Origin of the sequence: Kribbella sp. NBC_01245 (genome assembly GCF_036226525.1) — a bacterium.
GTDB lineage: Bacteria > Actinomycetota > Actinomycetes > Propionibacteriales > Kribbellaceae > Kribbella.
Map to the genome: position 1 here is coordinate 4,368,119 of NZ_CP108487.1, position 21,088 is coordinate 4,389,206.

At 67.2% G+C, this 21,088-nt stretch carries 16 protein-coding genes; 13 read left to right on the plus strand and 3 right to left on the minus strand.

Annotated elements, in window-relative coordinates; all coding sequences use genetic code 11:
* The first annotated feature begins 3 nt into the window (after positions 1-3).
* The 10 genes from OG394_RS19420 (at position 4) to OG394_RS19465 (ending at position 14,286) form a co-directional block, all read left to right on the plus strand.
* Positions 4-1,401: an alpha,alpha-trehalose-phosphate synthase (UDP-forming) gene (locus OG394_RS19420; RefSeq protein WP_328988390.1), complete on the plus strand. Its 1,398-nt coding sequence runs from the start codon at positions 4-6 to the stop codon at positions 1,399-1,401.
* Positions 1,388-2,824: an FGGY family carbohydrate kinase gene (locus OG394_RS19425; RefSeq protein ID WP_328988391.1), complete on the plus strand. Its 1,437-nt coding sequence runs from the start codon at positions 1,388-1,390 to the stop codon at positions 2,822-2,824. Before OG394_RS19420 ends, OG394_RS19425 begins: the two co-directional genes overlap by 14 nt.
* A 1,081-nt stretch (positions 2,825-3,905) precedes the next feature.
* Positions 3,906-5,231 carry an IS4 family transposase gene (locus OG394_RS19430; protein WP_328988392.1) on the plus strand — a complete coding sequence of 442 codons (1,326 nt, stop codon included), beginning with the start codon at positions 3,906-3,908 and terminating at the stop codon, positions 5,229-5,231.
* 270 nt (positions 5,232-5,501) lie between these two features.
* Positions 5,502-6,827 (plus strand): IS4 family transposase, encoded by a 1,326-nt coding sequence (locus tag OG394_RS19435; protein ID WP_328988392.1) that lies wholly within the window; start codon positions 5,502-5,504, stop codon positions 6,825-6,827.
* A 211-nt stretch (positions 6,828-7,038) separates the two neighbouring features.
* Positions 7,039-8,325 (plus strand): sensor histidine kinase, encoded by a 1,287-nt coding sequence (locus tag OG394_RS19440; RefSeq protein WP_328988393.1) that lies wholly within the window; start codon positions 7,039-7,041, stop codon positions 8,323-8,325.
* Positions 8,246-8,920: a response regulator transcription factor gene (locus tag OG394_RS19445; RefSeq protein ID WP_328988394.1), complete on the plus strand. Its 675-nt coding sequence runs from the start codon at positions 8,246-8,248 to the stop codon at positions 8,918-8,920. Before OG394_RS19440 ends, OG394_RS19445 begins: the two co-directional genes overlap by 80 nt.
* A gap of 86 nt (positions 8,921-9,006) precedes the next feature.
* Positions 9,007-11,175, plus strand: coding sequence for an MMPL family transporter (locus OG394_RS19450; protein ID WP_328988395.1), 2,169 nt, complete (start codon positions 9,007-9,009; stop codon positions 11,173-11,175).
* Between the two features lie 163 nt (positions 11,176-11,338).
* A complete protein-coding gene (panD, locus tag OG394_RS19455) occupies positions 11,339-11,758 on the plus strand; it encodes an aspartate 1-decarboxylase (protein WP_328988396.1) in 420 nt (139 codons plus the stop codon).
* Positions 11,759-11,801: 43 nt separating this feature from the next.
* Positions 11,802-13,223 carry an aminopeptidase P family protein gene (locus tag OG394_RS19460; RefSeq protein WP_328988397.1) on the plus strand — a complete coding sequence of 474 codons (1,422 nt, stop codon included), beginning with the start codon at positions 11,802-11,804 and terminating at the stop codon, positions 13,221-13,223.
* Positions 13,224-13,350: 127 nt separating this feature from the next.
* Positions 13,351-14,286 (plus strand): superoxide dismutase, encoded by a 936-nt coding sequence (locus OG394_RS19465; RefSeq protein WP_328988398.1) that lies wholly within the window; start codon positions 13,351-13,353, stop codon positions 14,284-14,286.
* A 6-nt stretch (positions 14,287-14,292) separates the two neighbouring features.
* Here OG394_RS19465 and OG394_RS19470 read toward each other — a convergent pair whose 3' ends face one another.
* Positions 14,293-14,586, minus strand: coding sequence for an HU family DNA-binding protein (locus OG394_RS19470; protein WP_328988399.1), 294 nt, complete (start codon positions 14,584-14,586; stop codon positions 14,293-14,295).
* A 183-nt stretch (positions 14,587-14,769) separates the two neighbouring features.
* Here OG394_RS19470 and OG394_RS19475 point away from each other — a divergent pair, with 183 nt between their 5' ends.
* Complete coding sequence (locus OG394_RS19475) at positions 14,770-15,783, plus strand: LCP family protein (RefSeq protein WP_328988400.1); 1,014 nt, start codon at positions 14,770-14,772, stop codon at positions 15,781-15,783.
* 12 nt (positions 15,784-15,795) lie between these two features.
* On the opposite strand, the gene OG394_RS19480 is transcribed toward OG394_RS19475, so the two are convergent.
* The gene (locus tag OG394_RS19480; protein WP_328988401.1) at positions 15,796-17,154 is read right to left on the minus strand and encodes an NAD-dependent succinate-semialdehyde dehydrogenase; all 1,359 of its coding nucleotides are present in this window, start codon (positions 17,152-17,154) and stop codon (positions 15,796-15,798) included.
* A 305-nt stretch (positions 17,155-17,459) separates the two neighbouring features.
* Here OG394_RS19480 and OG394_RS19485 point away from each other — a divergent pair, with 305 nt between their 5' ends.
* Both OG394_RS19485 and OG394_RS19490 read left to right on the plus strand, forming a co-directional pair.
* The gene (locus OG394_RS19485; protein WP_328988402.1) at positions 17,460-19,568 is read left to right on the plus strand and encodes a M6 family metalloprotease domain-containing protein; all 2,109 of its coding nucleotides are present in this window, start codon (positions 17,460-17,462) and stop codon (positions 19,566-19,568) included.
* 203 nt (positions 19,569-19,771) lie between these two features.
* Complete coding sequence (locus OG394_RS19490; protein ID WP_328988403.1) at positions 19,772-20,353, plus strand: DinB family protein; 582 nt, start codon at positions 19,772-19,774, stop codon at positions 20,351-20,353.
* A gap of 113 nt (positions 20,354-20,466) precedes the next feature.
* On the opposite strand, the gene OG394_RS19495 is transcribed toward OG394_RS19490, so the two are convergent.
* Positions 20,467-20,979, minus strand: a complete 513-nt coding sequence (locus OG394_RS19495; protein WP_328988404.1) for a hypothetical protein — start codon at positions 20,977-20,979, stop codon at positions 20,467-20,469.
* Between the last annotated feature and the right edge of the window lie 109 nt (positions 20,980-21,088).

The following is a 21,088-nucleotide window of genomic DNA, read 5'->3' on the forward strand; positions in this document are numbered from 1 at the left end:
TGCATGGACACCGGCCGTAGCGATTTCGTGGTGGTGGCCAACCGGCTGCCCGTTGACCGAGTCGAGACACCGGAAGGAGGCACCTCCTGGCGGCGGAGCCCCGGCGGCCTGGTCACCGCGCTCGCTCCAGTGATGCAGCGCCACCAGGGCGCGTGGATCGGCTGGTCCGGCGCAGCCGACGAGAAGCTGGACCCGTTCGACACCGAGGGCATGCACCTAGTGCCGGTGATGCTGTCCGCCGAGGAGATCGTTCTTTACTACGAAGGCTTCTCCAACGCGACGCTCTGGCCGCTCTACCACGACGTGATCGCACCACCCGAGTTCCACCGCGAATGGTGGGAGGCGTACGTCGCGGTCAACCGCCGCTTCGCCGAGGCCGCCGCCGACGCGGCCGCCGACAACGCCGTGGTCTGGGTGCACGACTACCAGCTGCAACTGGTGCCCGCGATGCTGCGGCGGTTGCGGCCGGACGTGCGGATCGGGTTCTTCCTGCACATCCCGTTCCCGCCGACCGAGCTGTTCGCGCAGATGCCGTGGCGCCGGCAGATCCTCGACGGGCTGATGGGCGCGGACCTGGTCGGCTTCCAAAGACCCGGGGCTGCGTCGAACTTCGCCCGGCTGGCTCGTAATCGGATGGGCCTGCGGACTCGCGGCGATCGCATCCACTTGCCCGACGATCGGATCGTGCGGGCCAAGTCGTTCCCGATCTCCATCGACGTCGGCGAACTCGAGGAGCTCGCGCGCAAGCCCGAGACGCTGGCCCGCGCGCAGGAGATCCGGGATGAGGTCGGCAATCCGGAGCACATCCTGCTTGGGATTGACCGGCTCGACTACACGAAGGGCATTCGGCAGCGGATCCGGGCTTTTGGGGAGTTGCTGGACGAGAAGCGCGTGTCTGTTGACGACGCTGTTTTCGTTCAGGTCGCTACGCCTAGTCGTGAGCGGGTCGAGCAGTATCGGGTGTTGCGTGACGACATTGAGTTGCTGGTGGGGCGGATCAATGGTGAGCATGGGCGGATTGGTACGCCTGCGATCAACTACTTGCATACGTCCTTTGCGCGCAACGAGATGGCGGCGTTGTATCGGGCTGCTGACGTGGCCGTAGTTACGCCGTTGCGTGATGGGATGAACTTGGTCGCTAAGGAATATGTCGCTTGTCGGTACGACGACACGGGGGCGCTGGTGTTGAGCGAGTTCGCCGGGGCGGCGGATGAGTTCCGGCAGGCGTTCTTGGTGAACCCGCATGACATCAACGGGATGAAGGACACGATCGTTGAGGCCATGCATACGGATGATCGGCAGCTTGGGCGCCGGATGAAGGCGATGCGCAAACACCTGGCCTCCCATGACGTGAACGTCTGGGCCGCTGCCTTCCTCAAGGCTCTCCATGCAGAGGAGTGACTCGGAGTCTGGTGGATCTATCCTCGCGATTGACCTTGGTACGTCGTCTGCGCGGGCTTTGGTTTTGGATTCTTCCGCGACACCAGTCCCAGGTGCGCTCGCGCGGCACAAGGTGCAGACGGCGTACGGCGCTCAGGGCGAGGCCACCCTCGATCTCGACGGGTACGTCGACGGGCTGCTCGCGTGCATCGACGAACTCCACGCGGGCGGTCATCTCGAAGACATCCAGCACATCGTGTTGTCGTCGCAGTGGCACTCGATCGTTGCCCTCGACAACTTTGGCAAGCCGCTTACGCCAGTCATTCCCTGGGTCGATACTCGGTCGATCCCGCCGACCCTGCCTGCGTCTTTCGACGAGCGGGCTTTCCACGCTCGTACGGGCGCCTGGTTGCACCGGCTCTACTGGTCGCGTCGAATTCCCTGGCTCCGCTCAGTTCTCGGTTCGTCGGTCACGGCCTTCGCGGGTCTACCCGATCTCGTGCTGGAACGTCTCACTGGAGAGCGTCTAACGTCGGTATCGGTAGCCTCCGGCACTGGTGTTCTGGAGCTTGCCACTGGCGGGTACGACGCTGAGGCCCTTGCAATTGCAGGGGTTTCGGCCTCGCAGCTCCCGCCGATCGTTCCATCGCGTTGGACTGGGCGGCTCTCGCCGTCGTACGCCTTGCGCTGGCCGTCGCTGGTCGCCGTACCAGTGCATCCGCCGACTGGGGATGGGGCCGCGTCGAACGTTGGCACGGGTGGGTACGACGTGTCGACGGCTGCGGTGACTATTGGTACGTCGGCCGCGGTGCGGGTGGTGCATCCGATCGCCGATGCGCCGGAATTGCCGTGGGAGTTGTGGCGGTATCGCGTGGATGACGAGCGCGCGGTGACGGGGATGGCGTTCTCGGCGGCTGGGAATATGCATGCCTGGCTGACTGGCGTGCTCGATTTGGAGTCGCCTGAGCCGGAAGGTGTGGAGGTCGGGTCGTCGCGGGTGATCGCGATTCCCTTCCAGGCTGGGACTCGGCCGCCGGAGACTGTGGCTGGTGGGTCTGGGGTTTATTTCGGGTTGTCGTTTGATGACACGGCGGCGGATTTGCTGGCGGCGTCGCTGCAAGGGGCGTCGTTGGAGATCGATCGTGGGTTGCGGATGCTCGATTCGCTGTTTGGGCGAGAGCTTGAGGTTGTGTTGGGTGGTGGGGGTATCCATGCGTCCTCTTGGTGGCGGCGCTGCTTGACGGCGACGTTTGGGCGTGAGGCCGAGGTCTGCTCGGAGGCGGAGGTCGGGGCGCGTGGGGCTGCCGCAGTTGCGCTCGGGTTGTCGCCTAGCGCCGGCGGCGAACGCCTGACACCTGATCCCGCCGACGCTGCACGCGTGGCATCCCTTCGGCCTCGTTATGCCGCTCTTCGCTCTCTCGCTGTGGACGCCTCGTCGGTCTGACGCGGGCCTCTCTCGCTGTGGACGCCTCGTCGGTCTGACGCGGGCGGGTCTTTTGGCGGCACCCGGCCCCCTGAGTTCTTGCGAATTGTTTGGTGGATCCGGGCCGCGTCAAGGGCTTCATCGGCTAACGCCGACGCTGACGCGCCCTTGACCCGGCCCGGCTCCACCAAGTGCGGCGGGCTATTCAGGGGGCCGAGTGAGGTCTGCCCGTTTGCGTCACACCTTCCGTGCACGGAAGGTGTGACGTGCCGTGCCCGGAGCGGCTCGCGCCTTTCGACCGGATGGCGAGTGCTGCCGTGCCCGGATTGCTCGCGCCTTCCGTGCGCGGACGGCGAGTGCTGCCGCGCCCGGAGCGGCTCGCGCCTTTCGAGCGGACGGCGAGGGCTGCCATGCCTGGTTGCTCGCGCGTTCCGTGCGCGGACGGCGGGCGGTGCCGCGCCCGGAGCGGCTCGCGCCTTCGAGCAGATGGCGAGGGCCGCCGTGCCGGGAGCGGGCTCGCGCCGTTCGAGCGGACGGCGACGGCTGCCGTGCCTGGTTTGCTCGCGCCTTCCGTGCGCGGACTGCGAGTGGTGCCGTGCCCGGAGTAAGCGGTGTCGCTTCCTGAGTGGACTGGACGTTTTTCGGGCCTGAAAACGTCCAGTTCGCTCGGGAAGAGGGCCGCGGGCGCCCTCGCGCTGGCTTTCCGTCCGCAAATCGTGCGTTATCCCTTGATCTGCTGGTCCGGGGCCAAATAACCGGCCCGCGGAACCCAGAATCTCAGACGTTAACCCCCGAGGTGGTGGGTTAACCCCCTCCGATCTCGAGGGTGAACCCACCACCTCAGGGGTTAACCCTCCCCATCGGGAGCGCCGCCCCGAATTTAGGAGAAGCGCCCTCCAAGTCCGGATGCGCGCCGCCCTATTCCGAGGGTCGACCCCAAAGCCGGTTAGTTAGGCGTTTCGGGTGGTTGCCCAGGACTGGGTGGGCGTGTTGGACATCGAGCAGCGGAGCTCCGCGGGTAGACAGGTTTGTCCTCGCGAGACAACCAGCTACCGGTGAGGCTCCGCTGCCTGTTCAGTCTGTCATTACTCGCACGATCAGGGTGGCTGAGGGTGCGTTCGCGCCTGGTCATCTGGGCGAGTTGACCCAGTTCATTCCGTTCGAGATGGTCGATGAGGCTCTCGCCCAGACTGGCAGGACGCAGGCCCGGGTGCGTGATCTGCCGGCCCGGGTGGTGGTGTATCTGGTCTTGGCGGGGTGCCTGTTCAGCGATCGTGGCTATGGCCAGGTGTGGCACCGGCTGGTGGCCGGGCTGCACGGCCTGACCGTCGCGACACCCACCGCGGCCGCGTTGACCCATGCCCGGCGGCGACTCGGTGCTGCACCGTTGAAGGCCTTGTTCGACCTGCTCCGTGGCCCGTCCGCGCCGATCGCCGCTGCCGGGGTGCGGTGGCGGGGACTGCTGGTCACCGCGATCGACGGCACCACGATGACCGTGCCGGACACCGCCACCAATCTGGGCGTGTTCACCAAACAGACCGGCAGCCACGGCGGATCGGGCTATCCGCTGTTACGGCTGATGGTCGTAGTGTGTTGCGGCACCCGCACCATCATCGACGCGGCCTTCGGGTCAGCTCTGATCGGGGAAACCCGCTATGCGCCGCCGCTACTGGCCCGCAGCCTGCGCCGCGGGATGATCGTGCTGGCCGACCGGAACTTCGCCGCCCGGCAGGTCATCACCGCGATCACAGACGCCGGCGCCGACCTGCTGATCCGCTGCAAAGACAACCGCAAACTCCCTGTTCTGCAGCGCCACCGCGATGGCTCCTACCTGTCGATGTGGGATACGACTCCAGTCCGTGTGATCGAGGCCGAGGTCACCATCGCCACCAGCAACGGCCGACGCACCGGCACCTACCGGCTCGTCACCACCCTGCTCGACCCCGGCAACCACCCGGCCATCGACCTGGTCAAGCTCTACCACCAGCGCTGGGAAATCGAGTCGGCCTACCTGGCGATCAAATCGACCATCCTCGGCGGACACGTCCTGCGCGCCCGCACCCCTGAAGGCATCACCCAAGAGGTCTACGCACTCCTGATCACCTACCAGGTCCTGCGCCAAGCCATGACCGACGCCACCGACACCCAACCCGGCACCGACCCCGACCGGGCCAGCTTCACCATCGCCCTCAACGCCGCCCGCGACCAACTCATCCAAGCCACCGGCGTCATCGCCGGCACCGTAATCGACCTCGTCGGCCACATCGGCCGACTCGTCCTGGCCAACCTGCTACCCCCACGCCGAACCCGCCTCGGCCCCCGCACCGTCAAACGATCCACCTCCAAATACCCCGCCAAAGGACCCAACACCAACCGCACCACCTACCAAGCCACCATCAACATCGACATCCTCACTCCACCGCCCTGACAGCCCACCAACCCGCCTAACTAACCGGCCTTGGGGTCGACCCTCGGAATGGGGGGTCGACCCGGCAAGTTTGGCGAGTCCACCCCCTATTCCGAGGGTCGACCCCAAAGCCGGTTAGTTAGGCGTTTCGGGTGGTTGCCCAGGACTGGGTGGGCGTGTTGGACATCGAGCAGCGGAGCTCCGCGGGTAGACAGGTTTGTCCTCGCGAGACAACCAGCTACCGGTGAGGCTCCGCTGCCTGTTCAGTCTGTCATTACTCGCACGATCAGGGTGGCTGAGGGTGCGTTCGCGCCTGGTCATCTGGGCGAGTTGACCCAGTTCATTCCGTTCGAGATGGTCGATGAGGCTCTCGCCCAGACTGGCAGGACGCAGGCCCGGGTGCGTGATCTGCCGGCCCGGGTGGTGGTGTATCTGGTCTTGGCGGGGTGCCTGTTCAGCGATCGTGGCTATGGCCAGGTGTGGCACCGGCTGGTGGCCGGGCTGCACGGCCTGACCGTCGCGACACCCACCGCGGCCGCGTTGACCCATGCCCGGCGGCGACTCGGTGCTGCACCGTTGAAGGCCTTGTTCGACCTGCTCCGTGGCCCGTCCGCGCCGATCGCCGCTGCCGGGGTGCGGTGGCGGGGACTGCTGGTCACCGCGATCGACGGCACCACGATGACCGTGCCGGACACCGCCACCAATCTGGGCGTGTTCACCAAACAGACCGGCAGCCACGGCGGATCGGGCTATCCGCTGTTACGGCTGATGGTCGTAGTGTGTTGCGGCACCCGCACCATCATCGACGCGGCCTTCGGGTCAGCTCTGATCGGGGAAACCCGCTATGCGCCGCCGCTACTGGCCCGCAGCCTGCGCCGCGGGATGATCGTGCTGGCCGACCGGAACTTCGCCGCCCGGCAGGTCATCACCGCGATCACAGACGCCGGCGCCGACCTGCTGATCCGCTGCAAAGACAACCGCAAACTCCCTGTTCTGCAGCGCCACCGCGATGGCTCCTACCTGTCGATGTGGGATACGACTCCAGTCCGTGTGATCGAGGCCGAGGTCACCATCGCCACCAGCAACGGCCGACGCACCGGCACCTACCGGCTCGTCACCACCCTGCTCGACCCCGGCAACCACCCGGCCATCGACCTGGTCAAGCTCTACCACCAGCGCTGGGAAATCGAGTCGGCCTACCTGGCGATCAAATCGACCATCCTCGGCGGACACGTCCTGCGCGCCCGCACCCCTGAAGGCATCACCCAAGAGGTCTACGCACTCCTGATCACCTACCAGGTCCTGCGCCAAGCCATGACCGACGCCACCGACACCCAACCCGGCACCGACCCCGACCGGGCCAGCTTCACCATCGCCCTCAACGCCGCCCGCGACCAACTCATCCAAGCCACCGGCGTCATCGCCGGCACCGTAATCGACCTCGTCGGCCACATCGGCCGACTCGTCCTGGCCAACCTGCTACCCCCACGCCGAACCCGCCTCGGCCCCCGCACCGTCAAACGATCCACCTCCAAATACCCCGCCAAAGGACCCAACACCAACCGCACCACCTACCAAGCCACCATCAACATCGACATCCTCACTCCACCGCCCTGACAGCCCACCAACCCGCCTAACTAACCGGCCTTGGGGTCGACCCTCGGAATAGGGGCATGGCCGGGGGCGTCGGCGGCAGCAGGTGGCTGGTGGCTGGTGAGCGCGGGTGGGAGGTCTGGGACCGGGCCTGGTGGGTACCGCGGGTGCGGTAGTTGGCGGGTACGACCGGTAGGCGACGCGGGGGTGGGGTGGGACGCCGTACGGTGGGGCGATGGGCGCTTTGTCACTACGACCGGGCCGGCATTGGCCCGAGATGCCGTGGCAGCGGTGGATCGCCCGGCATCCGGTGGCGGCGGACGTTCTGCTGGCGGGCTTCGTACTGTTCGTCATCCTGCTCGAACCCCGGCACGGGCTCGGATATCCCGACAGCGCGGCCGCGATTGGGCTGGACGTGGGCGCGGCGGGTGCGCTGGTGGTGCGGCGGAGGTTGCCGTTTCCGGTGCTGATCGCGACGACTGGGTGTGCGTTGGCGTACGTCGTGGTCGAAGGGGTTAAGAGTCCGATCGGTGTGACCATCGCGGTCGCGATGTACACGTTGGTGGTCACGTCTAGGCACCGAGTGGCTCGCAGGGTCGTGACAGTGGTGGTCATGGTGGTGATGATCGGGGCCACCACGATTTTCACCGACGGCAACTTGCTCGAGAACCTGAGCGTCTCCGTGCTGACCCTGCTGGGCGCGGCGATGGGCGAGGCCGTGTTGTACCGGCGGGCGTACGAGGCGGAGCTGGCGGAGAGCCTGCAGCGGGCCGAGGCGCGGCGGGAGGAAGAGGCGCGCGGCCGGATCATCCAGGAACGTCTGCGCCTGGCCCACGAGCTGCACGACGTCATCGCTCATCACATCGCGTTGATGAACGTCCAGGCGGGAGTCGCCTCGCACTTCCTGCGGGATGAGCCGGAGGAAGCCGAGCGAGCGCTGGCAGAAGTCCGCAATGGCGGCCGTACCGTCCTGGCCGAGCTGACGATCCTCCTAGGCGTACTGCGCAGGTCTGAGGACCACCAACTGCCGACGGCGCCTATGCCGACACTGCAGGAGCTAGGTTCCCTGATCGACTCGTTCCGAGCTGCAGGTCTACAAGTCGAGTGGACGCCCCAGGAAGACTTACAGCCGCTACCGGAACTTGTAGAGCTCACCGCCTACAGAGTGGTCCAGGAATCCCTCACGAACGTGGTCAAACATGCACCCGGCGCCACCGCCCGGGTCGAGTTGAACCACCACAGGAACGCCCTGACCCTCACAGTCACCAACACCAGCAGTACGACGCCCCCGAGCAACACCTCGAACGGAACCGGCCACGGCCTCCTCGGTATGCGCGAGCGCGTACAGGCTGTCGGAGGTCAAGTAAGCGCCGAGCCGACCTCTACCGGCGGATTCCAGGTCAACGCCGTACTTCCCACAAGCGATGAGCAAGGAGATACACGTGTCGATCCGGGTGCTGCTGGCCGACGACCAGACGCTGATCCGCCGGGGTTTTCGCGTGCTCGTGGATTCTGCCCCTGATCTCGAGGTAGTCGCCGAGGCCGCCAACGGGCACGAGGCGGTCGAGCTGGCCCGCACCGCGCGTGCGGACGTCGTACTGATGGATATCCGGATGCCCGGGCTCGACGGCCTGGCCGCCACCCGGCAGATCGTGGCGGACGAGTCGCTCGCCGGGGTGCGGGTACTGATCCTCACCACATTCGAGATCGACGAGTACGTCTTCGAAGCGCTTCGGGCGGGCGCGAGCGGGTTCCTCGGCAAGAGCGTCGAGCCGGCCGAGCTGATCGACGCCATCCGGATCGTCGCTCGCGGGGACGCCCTGCTTTCGCCCAAAGCGGTGAAGGGTCTGATCGACCGGTTCCTGGCCCAGCCCGAGCTCGACCAGGCCGCCGCGCCGGCCGAACTGGCGGCCCTGACCGACCGCGAACGCGAAGTCCTCGGCCTCGTCGCGACCGGTCTGTCCAACGACGAGATCGCCGAACGGCTGATCGTCTCCCCGATGACGGCCAAGACCCACGTGAACCGCGCGATGGTCAAACTCGGCGCCCGCGACCGCGCACAACTCGTCGTTATCGCGTACCAAACGGGCCTGGTCCGGCCCGGAAGTAGTACCTGAGCAGTCAACGTACGACGGACGCGGTATGCCGAAGAGCCCACCCACAGCCGACGCGGGGTACGGCCGCGGACCGGGAGGCTCGTCGCATGGCTACCTACCTCTACCGCCTTGGCCGGTTCGCCTTCCGCCGCCGGGGACTCGTCGTCCTGGTCTGGCTGGGATTACTGGGCATCGCGATCACCGGCGCGGCCACCCTGTCCGGTCCGACCGGTGGCGGGTTCTCAATCCCCGGCACCGAATCCCAGCGCGCGATCGACCTGCTCGAGCAGCGCTTCCCCGAGTCCGGTGCCGACGGCGCCACCGCCCGGGTCGTCTTCCAGGCACCACCGGGCGAGAAGCTCACCGACCCCGAGAACTCGCAGATCATCAAAGCCACCGTGCAGCAGATGGGCTCGGCGCCACTGGTCGGCGAGGCCGCTGACCCGTTCCAGAGCCGGTCCGTCTCGGCGGACGGCCGGGTCGCGTTCTCCCAGGTCACGTACGCCGTACCCCTCGACGAGGTGACCCCGGAGGCGCAGGACGCGCTGAAGGCGGCGGCCGATCCGGCTCGAGCCGCCGGTCTGACCGTCGAGTACGGCGGTGACGCGATGCAGGTGCAAGAAGAGCAGAGCCTGACCGAGGTGCTGGGGGTCGCCGTCGCGGCGGTCGTCCTGCTGATCACGTTCGGCTCACTCGTCGCGGCCGGCCTACCGTTGCTCTCGGCAATCATCGGCATCGGTATCGGCATCTCCGTGATCACGGCCGTGACCGGGTTCATCGATATCGGCGAGGGCACGCCGATTCTGGCCATGATGATCGGCCTCGCGGTCGGCATCGATTACGCGTTGTTCATCATGTCGCGCTACCGGCACGAGCTGTCCGAAGGCCTGGAGCCCGAGGAAGCGGCCGGCCGGGCCGTCGGCACCGCCGGATCCGCCGTACTGTTCGCCGGTCTGACCGTCGTGATCGCGCTCGTCGGCCTGCTGGTGGCGGGCATCCCGTTCCTGGCCCAGATGGGTATCGCGGCCGCCTTCACCGTGGTCATCGCCGTCCTGATCGCGTTGACTCTGCTGCCCGCGCTGTTCGGTTTCGCCGGCCGCCGCGTCCAGGGCCGCCGTCGTACGACCCGGCCGGTGCGCACCAAGCCCACGCTCGGCCGCCGGTGGGCCGGGCTGGTCACGCGCAACCCGCTGCCGGTCCTACTCATCGCCGTACTCGGCCTGGGTGTGGTCGCGATTCCGGCCACGGACCTCAAGCTGGGACTGCCCGACGACAGCACGGCCGCGCCGGACTCGAGCCAGCGCAAGGCGTACGAGCTGCTGACAGCCGGATTCGGTCCCGGGTTCAACGGACCGCTCATGCTCGTCGTGGATGGCGCGAACGCCGATGACCCGAAGGCGACGACCGCCCAGGTGGCGACCGCCGTACGGGCTCTGCCGGGGGTGACCGTCGTGACGCCGCCGGTGTTCAACCCCGCGGGCGATACCGCGTTGCTGACGGTCATCCCGGCGAGCGGCCCGAGTACGACGGAGACGAACGACCTGGTCAAGGCCATCCGCGCCCTACCGGTTGGCGATGTCTCCGTGACGGGCGCAACGGCGTTCAACATCGACACGTCGGCCAAACTCGGCGCCGCGCTGGTGCCGTACCTGCTGCTGGTGGTCGGGCTCGCGTTCTTGCTGCTGATGCTGGTCTTCCGCTCGGTGCTGGTACCGCTCAAGGCGACGCTCGGGTTCTTGCTCACGGTCGGCTCGACGTTCGGCGCGGTCGTCGCGGTGTTCCAGTGGGGCTGGTTCGCGGACGTGTTCGGGATCGAGGGTCAGACCGGGCCGGTGATCAGCATGCTGCCGATCTTCCTGGTCGGCATCGTGTTCGGCCTCGCGATGGACTACCAGGTGTTCCTGGTCACCCGGATGCGGGAGGAGCACGTGCACGGCGCCACGCCGATCGAGGCGGTCGTGGACGGGTTCAGCCACGGTGCCCGAGTGGTGACGGCCGCCGCGGTGATCATGATCGGCGTGTTCGGCGGGTTCATCCTGTCGCCGGAGACCCTCGTTCGCGAGATCGGTTTCGGCCTCGCGATCGCGGTCGCGATCGACGCCTTCGTGGTCCGGATGACGATCGTGCCGGCCGTGATGGCCCTGCTCGGCCGCTCCGCTTGGTGGCTGCCCGCCTGGCTCGACCGGCTGCTGCCCAACGTGGACGTCGAAGGCGAGACCCTCCGTACGCCGACGGCCCCGCTGCCCGAGCGAGAGCTGGAACTCACCAGCCGCTGACCGCAGTCCTCTCTTACGTTCATTCGTCGCAATCCACCCTCTCAGCAAAGCGGACCGGTACAGGTCCGCGGCGAGAAGAGGGCGGATTGCGACGAATGAACGTAAGAGAGGTGGGTGACGGCCGCCACTGACAGGTTGGGGCGGAGACCGGATCATGTGGCCCATGCAGCGCGAGATGATGAAGTCGAAGGTGCACCGGGCCACGGTCACGCAGGCGGACCTGGACTACGTGGGGTCGTGCACGCTCGACGCCACCTTGATGGACGCGGCGAACCTGCTGCCCGGCGAGAAGGTGGACATCGTCGACATCACCAACGGTAACCGGCTGTCGACGTACCTGATCGAGGGTCCGCGCGGCTCCGGCATCGTCGGCATCAATGGCGCGGCGGCCCATCTGATCCACCCGGGCGACCTGGTCATCCTGATCTCGTACGGCCTGTTCGAGGATGCCGAGGCGAAGGTCTTCGAACCGAGCGTAGTCTTCGTAGACGAGCAGAACGCGATCACCCGCATCGGCTCGGACCCGGCCGAGGCGCTGCCGGAGGGCACCACTCTCCGCGGCGACGAGGTGCACACCCGCTGACCGCGTAGCCCCGCGGCGGCCGAACCACGAAGGACAGTCGCCGATGACCGACGAGAAGGCCCCGAAGACCGCCTCGCACGACCCGCAGACGCCCGAGAAGCTGCGCGAGTTCATGAACCAGGGCTGGGGTGACATCGAGCGGCACGACGTGACGCTCAGTGACGTCGGCTCCTGGGCCGCGAAGCGCCGGGACCGGCTGTCCGAGGCCTTCCCGGGCGAGCGCCTGGTCGTCCCCGCGGGAACGTACAAGGTCCGCTCCAACGACACGGACTACGTCTTCCGCCCCCACACGGACTACGTCTGGCTGGTCGGCGACCAGACCTCGGACGCGGTGCTGGTGCTCGAGCCGCACGGCACCAGCGGTCACGACGCCGTGCTCTACTTCCGCCCGCGCTCGGAGCGCAGCCAGGGCGAGGAATTCTGGCGCGACCGGATGTACGGCGAGCTGTGGGCCGGCCGCCGTCCGTCGCTGACCGAGACGTCGCGCGAGTTCGGCATCGAGACCCGGCACCTGGACGAGCTGGCCGGCGCGCTGAAGAACGACGTACCGACCCGGGTCCGGCGTGACGAGGACGGCACCATCGCCAGCCTGGTCAGCAACGCCGACGCGGAGCGCGACCGGGAGCTGGCCACCACGCTGTCCGAGCTGCGCCTGGTCAAGGACGCGTTCGAGATCGACCAGCTGCGCGAGGCGTGCGCGATCACGCACCGCGGTTTCTCCGACGTACTGGCCGAGATGGACAAGGTCCGCAAATACGGCGAGCGCTGGATCGAGGGCACCTTCTGGCGCCGCGCCCGCGCCGAGGGCAACGACGTCGGCTACACCTCGATCGCGGCGGCCGGACCGCACGCGACCACGCTGCACTGGATCGAGAACGACGGCCCGGTCAACGACGGCACGCTGATGCTGCTCGATATGGGTGTCGAGGGCCGCAACCTCTACACCGCGGACGTCACCCGCACGCTGCCGGTGAACGGCGAGTTCACGCCGCGGCAGCGCGAGCTCTACCAGCTCGTGCTGGATTCGCAGAAGGCCGGGATCGCCGCGCTCAAGCCCGGTGCGCCCTTCACGGCCGGTCACCAGGCCTCAATGGAGGTCATCGCGCACGGTCTCGAGGCGATGGAGCTGCTGCCGGTCTCGGCCGAGGAGGCCCTCGACCCGACCAGCATGATCTACCGCCGCTGGACCCTGCACGGCGTCAGCCACATGCTCGGCCTCGACGTGCACGACTGCGCCTCCGCGCGGAACGAGATGTACAACAAGGGCACGGTCGAGCCGGGTTACGTGCTCACCGTCGAGCCCGGGCTGTACTTCCAGGCCGAGGACCTGACCGTGCCGGCGGACCTGCGCGGGATCGGGATCCGGATCGAGGACGACATCCTGATCACGAACGACGGCACCGAGAACCTGTCCGACATACTGCCGCGCGAGATCGACGACGTACAGAACTGGATGGCCGGCTGAGGTTGAACGTTTGACGATTCGGCCTAGGCTGATCGGTGTCCCGGTTTTCGCTTTCGGGGCACCGATCAGCCGTTGAGTCGGCGTGTTGCGGTTCTCGGGGAGCCGGCTCCATCACAGGAGGACCGTCATGTCCCGCCGTCGTACCGTTTTCCGTGCTGTTATCGGTCTGCTCGCGCTCTCCGGAGTAGCGCTCACCGCCCCGGCGTCAGCTGTTTCCGAGGCGGCTTTCCCCGTCCGGATCGAACTGCCGAACGGCTTCCAGCCCGAAGGCATCGCGATCGACGATGGCGGCCGGGCCTACTTCGGCTCGCTGCTGGATGGCGACATCTACGCCGCCGACCTTCGGACCGGCCAGGGCAAGGTGATCAGCCAGGGTCCGGGTACCAGCTCGGTCGGGATGAAGGTCGACCACCACGGCCGGTTGTTCGTGGCCGGAGGCGGCGCCGGCGACGGCCGCGTGATCAATACCCGTACGGGCAAGGTGCTGGCGTCGTACAGCTTCACCAAGGCCACGTCGACCTTCGTGAACGACGTCATCCTCAGCAAGAACGCGGCCTGGTTCACCGACTCGTTCCAGCCCGTGCTCTACAAGGTCCCGCTCGGTCGCCACGGTCTGCCGCCGCAATCGGCCGTCCAGACCGTCCCGTTGAGCGGCGACTACCAGCACGGGGACGGCTTCAATGTGAACGGAATCTCGCTCACGCCGGACGGCCGGAGCCTGCTGATCGTCCAGTCCGCGACGGGCTTCCTCTTCAAGGTCGACCCGAGCACGGGTGTGACCAAGCGCGTCGACCTCGGCGGGGCGCTTTTGACGAACGGCGATGGGCTGCTGTTGCTCGGGAAGAGGCTGTACGTCGTACAGAACTTCCTGAACAAGGTCGGCGTGTACAACCTGAACCACTCGGGCACGCAGGGGCAGTTCGTCAAGGAGATCACCAGCACGGACTTCGACATCCCGACCACCGCGGCGGCGTTCGGGTCGCGGCTCTACCTGCCGAACGCCCGCTTCAGCACGCCGCCGACGCCCGATACGCCGTACTGGGCGACGGCCGTCCGGCGGTAATGGGCGTTAGTTGACCGTACGGAGGTCGCCGCGGGCGGCGGCCTTCAGCCGGCTGCCGCACGACAAACGCACCGAATAGCCGGCCGGGATCGCCAGCGGCTCGCCCGTCTGGGGGTTCCGGCCGGTGCGCGGGGCGCGCTTCACCCGCTCGATGCTGAGCAGACCGGTGAGCGAGACCTTGTCGCCCTTGTGCACGGCCTCCGTGACAACGTCACCGAGGGCGTCGAGCACCTTCTCGGCCTGGTTGCGCGGAATACCCGCCTTCTCTGCGACACCTGCGACCAGCTCACTGCGGTTCACGGCACTCCTCGAAAATTCGCTCCACCCGTCAAAGCGGGACCGACTCAGGCACCTTAACTGAAATGATTGTCGTTAGCGAGAGGCGTCCGTAAAACGGTCGATTACCGCCTGGTGAGAACACTGAGTGAGCAGGTCGCGCCCCCATGTGCGCAGTTCTTGCGCGGTCCCGCTACGGTCGATGCCATGAGCTATGCGCAGCCGGTCGACCCGGGATATACCGCCGTTCCGCCGAAGAAGAAGCGCCGATTCGGCGTCGGGCGGTTCATCGGCCTGCTTGTCCTGCTGTTCGTACTGATGCTGATCTGCGTACCGCTGTTCGCCTGGGGCAAGATCACCAAGATCGACGCGATGCCGTCCGGTGACCGCCCGGCCGACACCCCCGGTACGACGTACCTGATGGTCGGTTCGGACAGCCGCGAGGGTCTGTCCGCCGAGGACAAGAAGAAGCTCGGCACCGGCAGCACCGAAGGGCGCCGTACCGACACGATCATGCTGATGCACGTGCCGGCCTCGGGCGGTCCGACCGCGCTGATCAGCCTGCCGCGCGACAGCTACGTGCCGATCCCCGGCCACAAGAGGAACAAGATCAACGCGGCCTTCTCGATCGGCGGGCCGAAGCTGCTGACCCAGACCGTCGAGGGAGTGACCGGGCTGCGCGTCGACGCGTACGTCGAGATCGGGTTCGGCGGCTTCGTCGACATCATCGACGGCGTCGGTGGGATCAACTTGTGCCTGCCGAAGGCCATCAAGGACGCGAAGGCGCACATCAACCTGCCCGCGGGCTGCCAGGACCTGGACGGGCCGAAGGCGCTCGGATACGTCCGCGCCCGCTACTTCGACCCGAAGGGCGACCTCGGCCGGGTCGAGCGGCAGCGCCAGATGATCGGGGCGGTGGCGGAAAAGGTCGCTGGCCCCGCGACGTTCCTCAACCCGTTGCGCTACTACAACGTGCTGACCTCGGGCGCTGGCGCGTTGTCCGTCGACGAGAGCACCGGGCCGATCGACCTGTTCCGGTTCGCGCGTGGCATGAAGTCCGTTGCCGGGGGCAAGGATGGCATTCAGCTGACCGTGCCGATCGCCGACACGAACTTCAGTACGCCGGGCGGAGGGTCCGCCGTGAAGTGGGACACCGAAAAGGCCCTCGCCCTGTTCAAGTCCATCAAGGAGGACAAGACGACGGGCCTTTCCGGCACCTGAGGTTCCGCTGCTTTAGAGGCGGATCGACTTCTTGTTCATGAACTCCTCGATCCCCGCTGGGCCGAGTTCGCGACCGATACCGGAGCGCTTGATGCCGCCGAACGGCAGGTCTGCCTGGGAGCCACCCGCGCTGTTCAGATAGACCATGCCGGCCTCGATCTGGTCGGCGACCCGGCGACCCCGCTCCGGGTCGGTGCCGAACACGCTCGCGCCCAGCCCGAACGGACTGTCGTTGGCCAGCTCGATCGCCTCGGCCTCGGTCTCCGCCCGGAACACGATCACCACCGGGCCGAAGATCTCCTCGTAGTACGCGTCCATCTCGCGCGTGACGTCCGTCAACACGGTCGCCTCCAGGTACGCGCCAGGGCCGATCCGCCCACCCCCGGTACGCAACGTCGCACCCTGCCGAACCGCCTTCTCGACCTGCCCCGCGACCTCCTCGGCAGCCGCGATCGAGGCCAGCGGCGGCAGCTTCGTCGCCGGGTCGGACGGATCGCCCGGCTGGTAGAAGTCGGCCACCCGCTTGGTCAGCCGATCGACGAACTCGTCATAGATATCGGCCATCACGATCATCCGCTTCGGCGAGTTGCACGACTGGCCGCAGTTCCGCATCCGGGCGGTCGCGATGACGTTGACCGACTCGTCCAGGTCGTCGCTGTCGAGCAGGATCAGCGGGTCGGAACCACCGAGCTCGAGCACGGACTTCTTCAGGTTCTTGCCCGCCTCGGCCGCGACCGAGATCCCGGCCTGCTCACTACCGGTGAGCGAGACGCCTTGGATGCGGGGATCAGCCAGTACGGACGGGATCTGCCGGCTCGACGCGAAGACGTTCACGTACACGTCATCGGGCACACCGGCGTCCCGCAACACCTCCTCGATCGCCGTCGCGGAGCGCGGGCAAATCGACGCGTGCTTGAGCAGAATCGTGTTACCCAGCACCAGGTTCGGAGCGACGAACCGGGCCACCTGGTAGCACGGGAAGTTCCACGGCATCACGCCGAGCAGCGCGCCGATCGGGTCCTTGGTGATGACCGCCTTGCCACCCTTGATCGCGACCGGCTCGTCCTGCAGCAGGGCCGGACCGTGCTCGGCGTAGTACCGGAAGATGTCGACCACGATGCCGATCTCACCCCGGCCCTCGTTGATCCGCTTACCCATCTCCAACGTCATGATCGCGGCCAAGTCGTCGGCGCGCGCCTCGAACAGGTCCGCCGCCTTGGCCACGATCGCCGCACGTTCCTCAACCGGCCGGTTCCGCCAGGACGAGTAGCCGCGATGAACCCGGTCGATCGCGGCCCGTACCTCCTCGTCGGTCGCATTCGGGACTTCCTCGATCAGCTCACCCGTCGCCGGGTCGGTGACTGTGTACATGGGGAATGGCCCTCCATCCTTAGCTCAACCCCATACTGTATACAGTAGCCCTCCCGCTCTGTCGATGCCCGCCCACCTCCCAACCCGCCCGGCCCGCCCTTTGTATTCCATTCATCGGACCCTCGTGACGCGGCGTGTCGAGCTTCATCGGGCCCTTGTGACCAAAGACCGGGCGTGGCGTGGCGTGCCGGAAAATCACAAACGCAGGGGGAATCCGTCGTGGTGACCGATTGTCTGCGGGATCGCGGCGATGCAGACTGCCGGGACAACGCTGTCCCGCCCTTCTCTTCGATCGGAATCCGCCTGTGCCCGACGAACGGAAATTCCGGCCTGCCCTGCGGCTGATCGCCGTACTCGCAGCCGTCTCCATCCCCGGCCTCGCCCTCGCCACCCCCGCGCCCGCCTCTTTGGTGCCGGCCGCGTCAGACCCGGCCAATCCCTGGCAGTACGACCACTGGCCGCAGACCCAGCCTTGGCAGGAGCTGCCCGGCGCGAAGCGGATCGCCTCGGCCGGATTCGGCTCCGCCATCGATCCGCAGAACTGGGCCAACCCGGACCAGATGACGTGGTCCGACTACAAGAAGCCGCCCGGTACGAACTGGGCCGATCCCGCCAAGACCGGGTCGGTCCGGACGTTCAAGGGCGCGCTCGTACTGGTCGACTACCCGAACCAGCCGTTCGTCGTCACCCAGCCGAAGGGCTCGACGCCGTTCGGCAATCCCAGCGTGGAGGCGAACGGCGTACCGCGTGCGCAGGTCGCCGACTTCTACCGCGACTTCCTGAACAAACCCGGCGCGCTCAACCGGGGCCACACGATTCACGAGTACTGGATGGAGGGCTCGGGCGGCCGGTACGGCGTTCAGCTGACGTCATTCGGCGCCTACCAAATGCCCGGCAAGTCGCACGAGTACGCGATGGAGTTCCAAGGCCCATCCGCCTGCCCGGCCGGCGACACCTGCACCAAGAACCTGCGGACGGACGCCCGTGCCGCCTGGGTCGCGGACGTCGGCGCCGAGGTCCCCGCGGGCTTCGACTTCGTCTTCTACCTGAGCGCCGGCCAGGACGAATCGTCCACCTGGCAGGAGTTCGGTCCGATGAAGTTCCCCACCAAGGAGGACGTCACCGACGAGTTCGGCCCGCCGGATGCGGCCCTGACCAACTGGTCGCGCACCCGGTACGTCGACTGGACCTCGTGGGCGTCCGGCTCGACCATCTGGCCGAACGCCGGCGGCGGCTCGACCACCCAGGCCGAGAGCTCGGGCATGTCGGTCTACGCGCACGAACTGAGCCACGTCCTCGGTATCGGCGACAACTACAACAACCCGTACGGCGTTCCGCCCCGGCGGGCGTACAGCGGGATCTGGGAAATGCTCAGCCGCGGTACGTTCAACGGCCCGGGCGGTCCGCACAGCCGCTGGATGATCCCGGCGACGGGTGGCGCGTCGATGGGCGCACACCACATGCTGCGCAACAAGATCAAGCTCGGCATGGTCGACGAGCAGAACGTCTTGCGGCTGTCCCGCGAGGCGCTGGCCGAATCGGGCCTGGTCATCGCCGACGTCACCGCGCGCGCGATCCAGCCCGGGCCGAAGGGGCTGTCGGGGATCAACATCGCTCTCGGTACGGGCGATCTGGCACCGCCGTGTTCCGTCCCGACCGACCCGTTCTGCGACGGCCGGGGATACCAGAACTACACGCTGGAGGTCGTCGACCGGGTCGGCTCGGACTCGTTCACCCCCGATTCCGGCGTACTGCTGGCCAAAACCAAGAACCAGGACCAGGCGCCGTTCGAGTGGGTCATCGACGCCAATCCGCAGGACATCGGGATGACCGACTACGTGCTGCCGGACGGTACGAAGGTCCCGATCACGATCGGCGACTACCGCCAGCTCTCGGACGCGCTCTTCCACGCCGGCACCAATTCGGGCAGCGAGTTCGAGTACGTCGACCAGGCCAACCGCCTGCACTTCTACGTGACCAACGTACGACGTGACGGGGCGGGCGTGCTGTCGTACAAGGTGGCCGTCCGGTCGCTCGACGGCTCGGGTCCGGCGAAGCGCGGCGTGCGGGTACTGCCGACGGCCGCGGGGCCCGACCGGGATGGCGCGACGACGTGCAAGTTCCCGCTGATCAACACGGGCAAGGCCGCGCCGGTTGCCGGGCAGCACCCCGAAGACGTGAGCGCGTATCTCAACGGCGACGTCTACCGGTTGTCCGCGACGGTCGACGGCGGCTGGTCCGTCGTACTGCCGAACCAACTCGCCACCGCTTCCGCGGGGGATCGCGTCGAGGTCGCCGTACAGGCCAAGGCCGGTGCCACGTCCAAGCCCCTCGCCAAGGTCACCCTGACCGCCACCTCCGAAAGCGACCCCACCAAGAAGTCCACAGCCACCTGCTACGCCATCAGCCGGTAACCAGCCAACGTTCGGAAGTGGCCCGGCGAAGGGCTTGACGCCCTTCGCCGGGCCCACGAATAAGGCCTCGCAAGCTCATACCTTGCGAGGCCTTGGGGCTAATCCTTGCTGGTGACGCCGAACGGCAGGTGAAGGCACGCCGAACATCGTTCACTGGTTGGAAATTCGGTGGGCGGGGATGGTGGGGGCGGCAGACTGGGGCGATGACGGATTCGGGTGCGAAGGGTGAGCTTCGGCTTTATTTGCAGTTTGCGCGGGATGCCTTGGTGTGGAAGCTCGAGGGGTTGTCGGCGTACGACATGCGGCGGCCGTTGACGCCGACCGGGACCAACTTGCTGGGGTTGGTCAAACATGCGTCTGGGGTTGAGTTCGGGTATCTCGGCGACACGTTCGGGAGGCCGTCGGGTGAGGTACTGCCCTGGCTGGGGGACGGCGCTGAGGCCAATGCGGATATGTGGGCCACGGCGGACGAGTCGCGCGAGCAGATCGTCGAGTGTTATCGCAGGGCGTGGGCGCACTCGGACGCGACCATCGATGCGCTGCCGCTGGACGCGATCGGGCGGGTGCCGTGGTGGCCGGCCGATGCCAACGAGGTGACGCTGAATCACGCCTTGGTGCGGGTGATCGCCGATACCCACCGCCACGCCGGTCACGCCGACATCGTCCGCGAACTTGTCGATGGATCCGTCGGCATGGCCGAGAACAACGCCAGCCTGCCGCCAAGCGACGCAGCAACCTGGGAAGCCCACCACAACCGCCTCGAGCAGGTGGCTAAGGAGGCCTAGTCACCGCATCGCCTTTGAGCAGGTGGCCAAGCGGGCCTAGCCATCGCGGGCGGCCAGGGCGAGGGCGGTTTGCGGCGAATGAACGCAAAGAAGGGGGACGTGAGGGGACGGGGTCAGCGGGTGCAGGTGGAGCGGGGGGTTGCGAGGGCTTCGGCGCAGAAGACGAGGAGGAAGCCCTGGTAGGCCTGGCTGAAGGCTGCCGGGTCGACGTTGGGGCTTTCGATCACGCCGGTCGCGGGCGGCAAGGTTTGACCGACCAGCACGGCGCGGCGCCAGGCCTCGTCGCTGCCGTAGACGAAAACCTGGACGAGCGACGCCTGGTAGTGCGCTCTGGACGTCAGGTAAGTCCTCAAGGCAGGTTCGTTCAGCGTCAGCTTGATTTGGCGGCTCGCGGCGATCCTCTCCTTGGCGTGGACGGCCTCATTCCGGTAGGTGTTGGCCGCCTCCAGGAAGTCGGCATAGGCCACCGCGCGTCGCTCGCGTGCTTCCTGATCGCGATCGGCGTCGAGTTGCAGGGTGACGGCCAGGATGCTGACCAACGCCCCGACCAGAGCACCGATCAGGGCGGAACCCGCGCTGATGAACGCGACCTTGAAGTCCCGCTTCTCCCGCGGCCCGACTGGCATCGAAGTCCCTCCCCGCAGATCCCTGACTACAGAGAGCACCCACCGGGACCTTGACGTCAAGACGCCGCACGGTCTGAACCCCCGGAGCGCTGCACGGGTCCCGACCTGG

Excerpts from the sequence above, each read along its gene's own strand:
- OG394_RS19420 (WP_328988390.1), top strand. The coding sequence starts at position 4 with ATGGACACCGGCCGTAGCGATTTCGTGGTGGTGGCCAACCGGCTGCCC.
- OG394_RS19425 (WP_328988391.1), top strand. The coding sequence starts at position 1,388 with ATGCAGAGGAGTGACTCGGAGTCTGGTGGATCTATCCTCGCGATTGAC.
- OG394_RS19440 (WP_328988393.1), top strand. The coding sequence starts at position 7,039 with ATGGGCGCTTTGTCACTACGACCGGGCCGGCATTGGCCCGAGATGCCG.
- OG394_RS19450 (WP_328988395.1), top strand. The coding sequence starts at position 9,007 with ATGGCTACCTACCTCTACCGCCTTGGCCGGTTCGCCTTCCGCCGCCGG.
- panD (WP_328988396.1), top strand. The coding sequence starts at position 11,339 with ATGCAGCGCGAGATGATGAAGTCGAAGGTGCACCGGGCCACGGTCACG.
- OG394_RS19460 (WP_328988397.1), top strand. The coding sequence starts at position 11,802 with ATGACCGACGAGAAGGCCCCGAAGACCGCCTCGCACGACCCGCAGACG.
- OG394_RS19465 (WP_328988398.1), top strand. The coding sequence starts at position 13,351 with ATGTCCCGCCGTCGTACCGTTTTCCGTGCTGTTATCGGTCTGCTCGCG.
- OG394_RS19475 (WP_328988400.1), top strand. The coding sequence starts at position 14,770 with ATGAGCTATGCGCAGCCGGTCGACCCGGGATATACCGCCGTTCCGCCG.
- OG394_RS19480 (WP_328988401.1), bottom strand. The coding sequence starts at position 17,154 with ATGTACACAGTCACCGACCCGGCGACGGGTGAGCTGATCGAGGAAGTC.
- OG394_RS19490 (WP_328988403.1), top strand. The coding sequence starts at position 19,772 with ATGACGGATTCGGGTGCGAAGGGTGAGCTTCGGCTTTATTTGCAGTTT.
- OG394_RS19495 (WP_328988404.1), bottom strand. The coding sequence starts at position 20,979 with ATGCCAGTCGGGCCGCGGGAGAAGCGGGACTTCAAGGTCGCGTTCATC.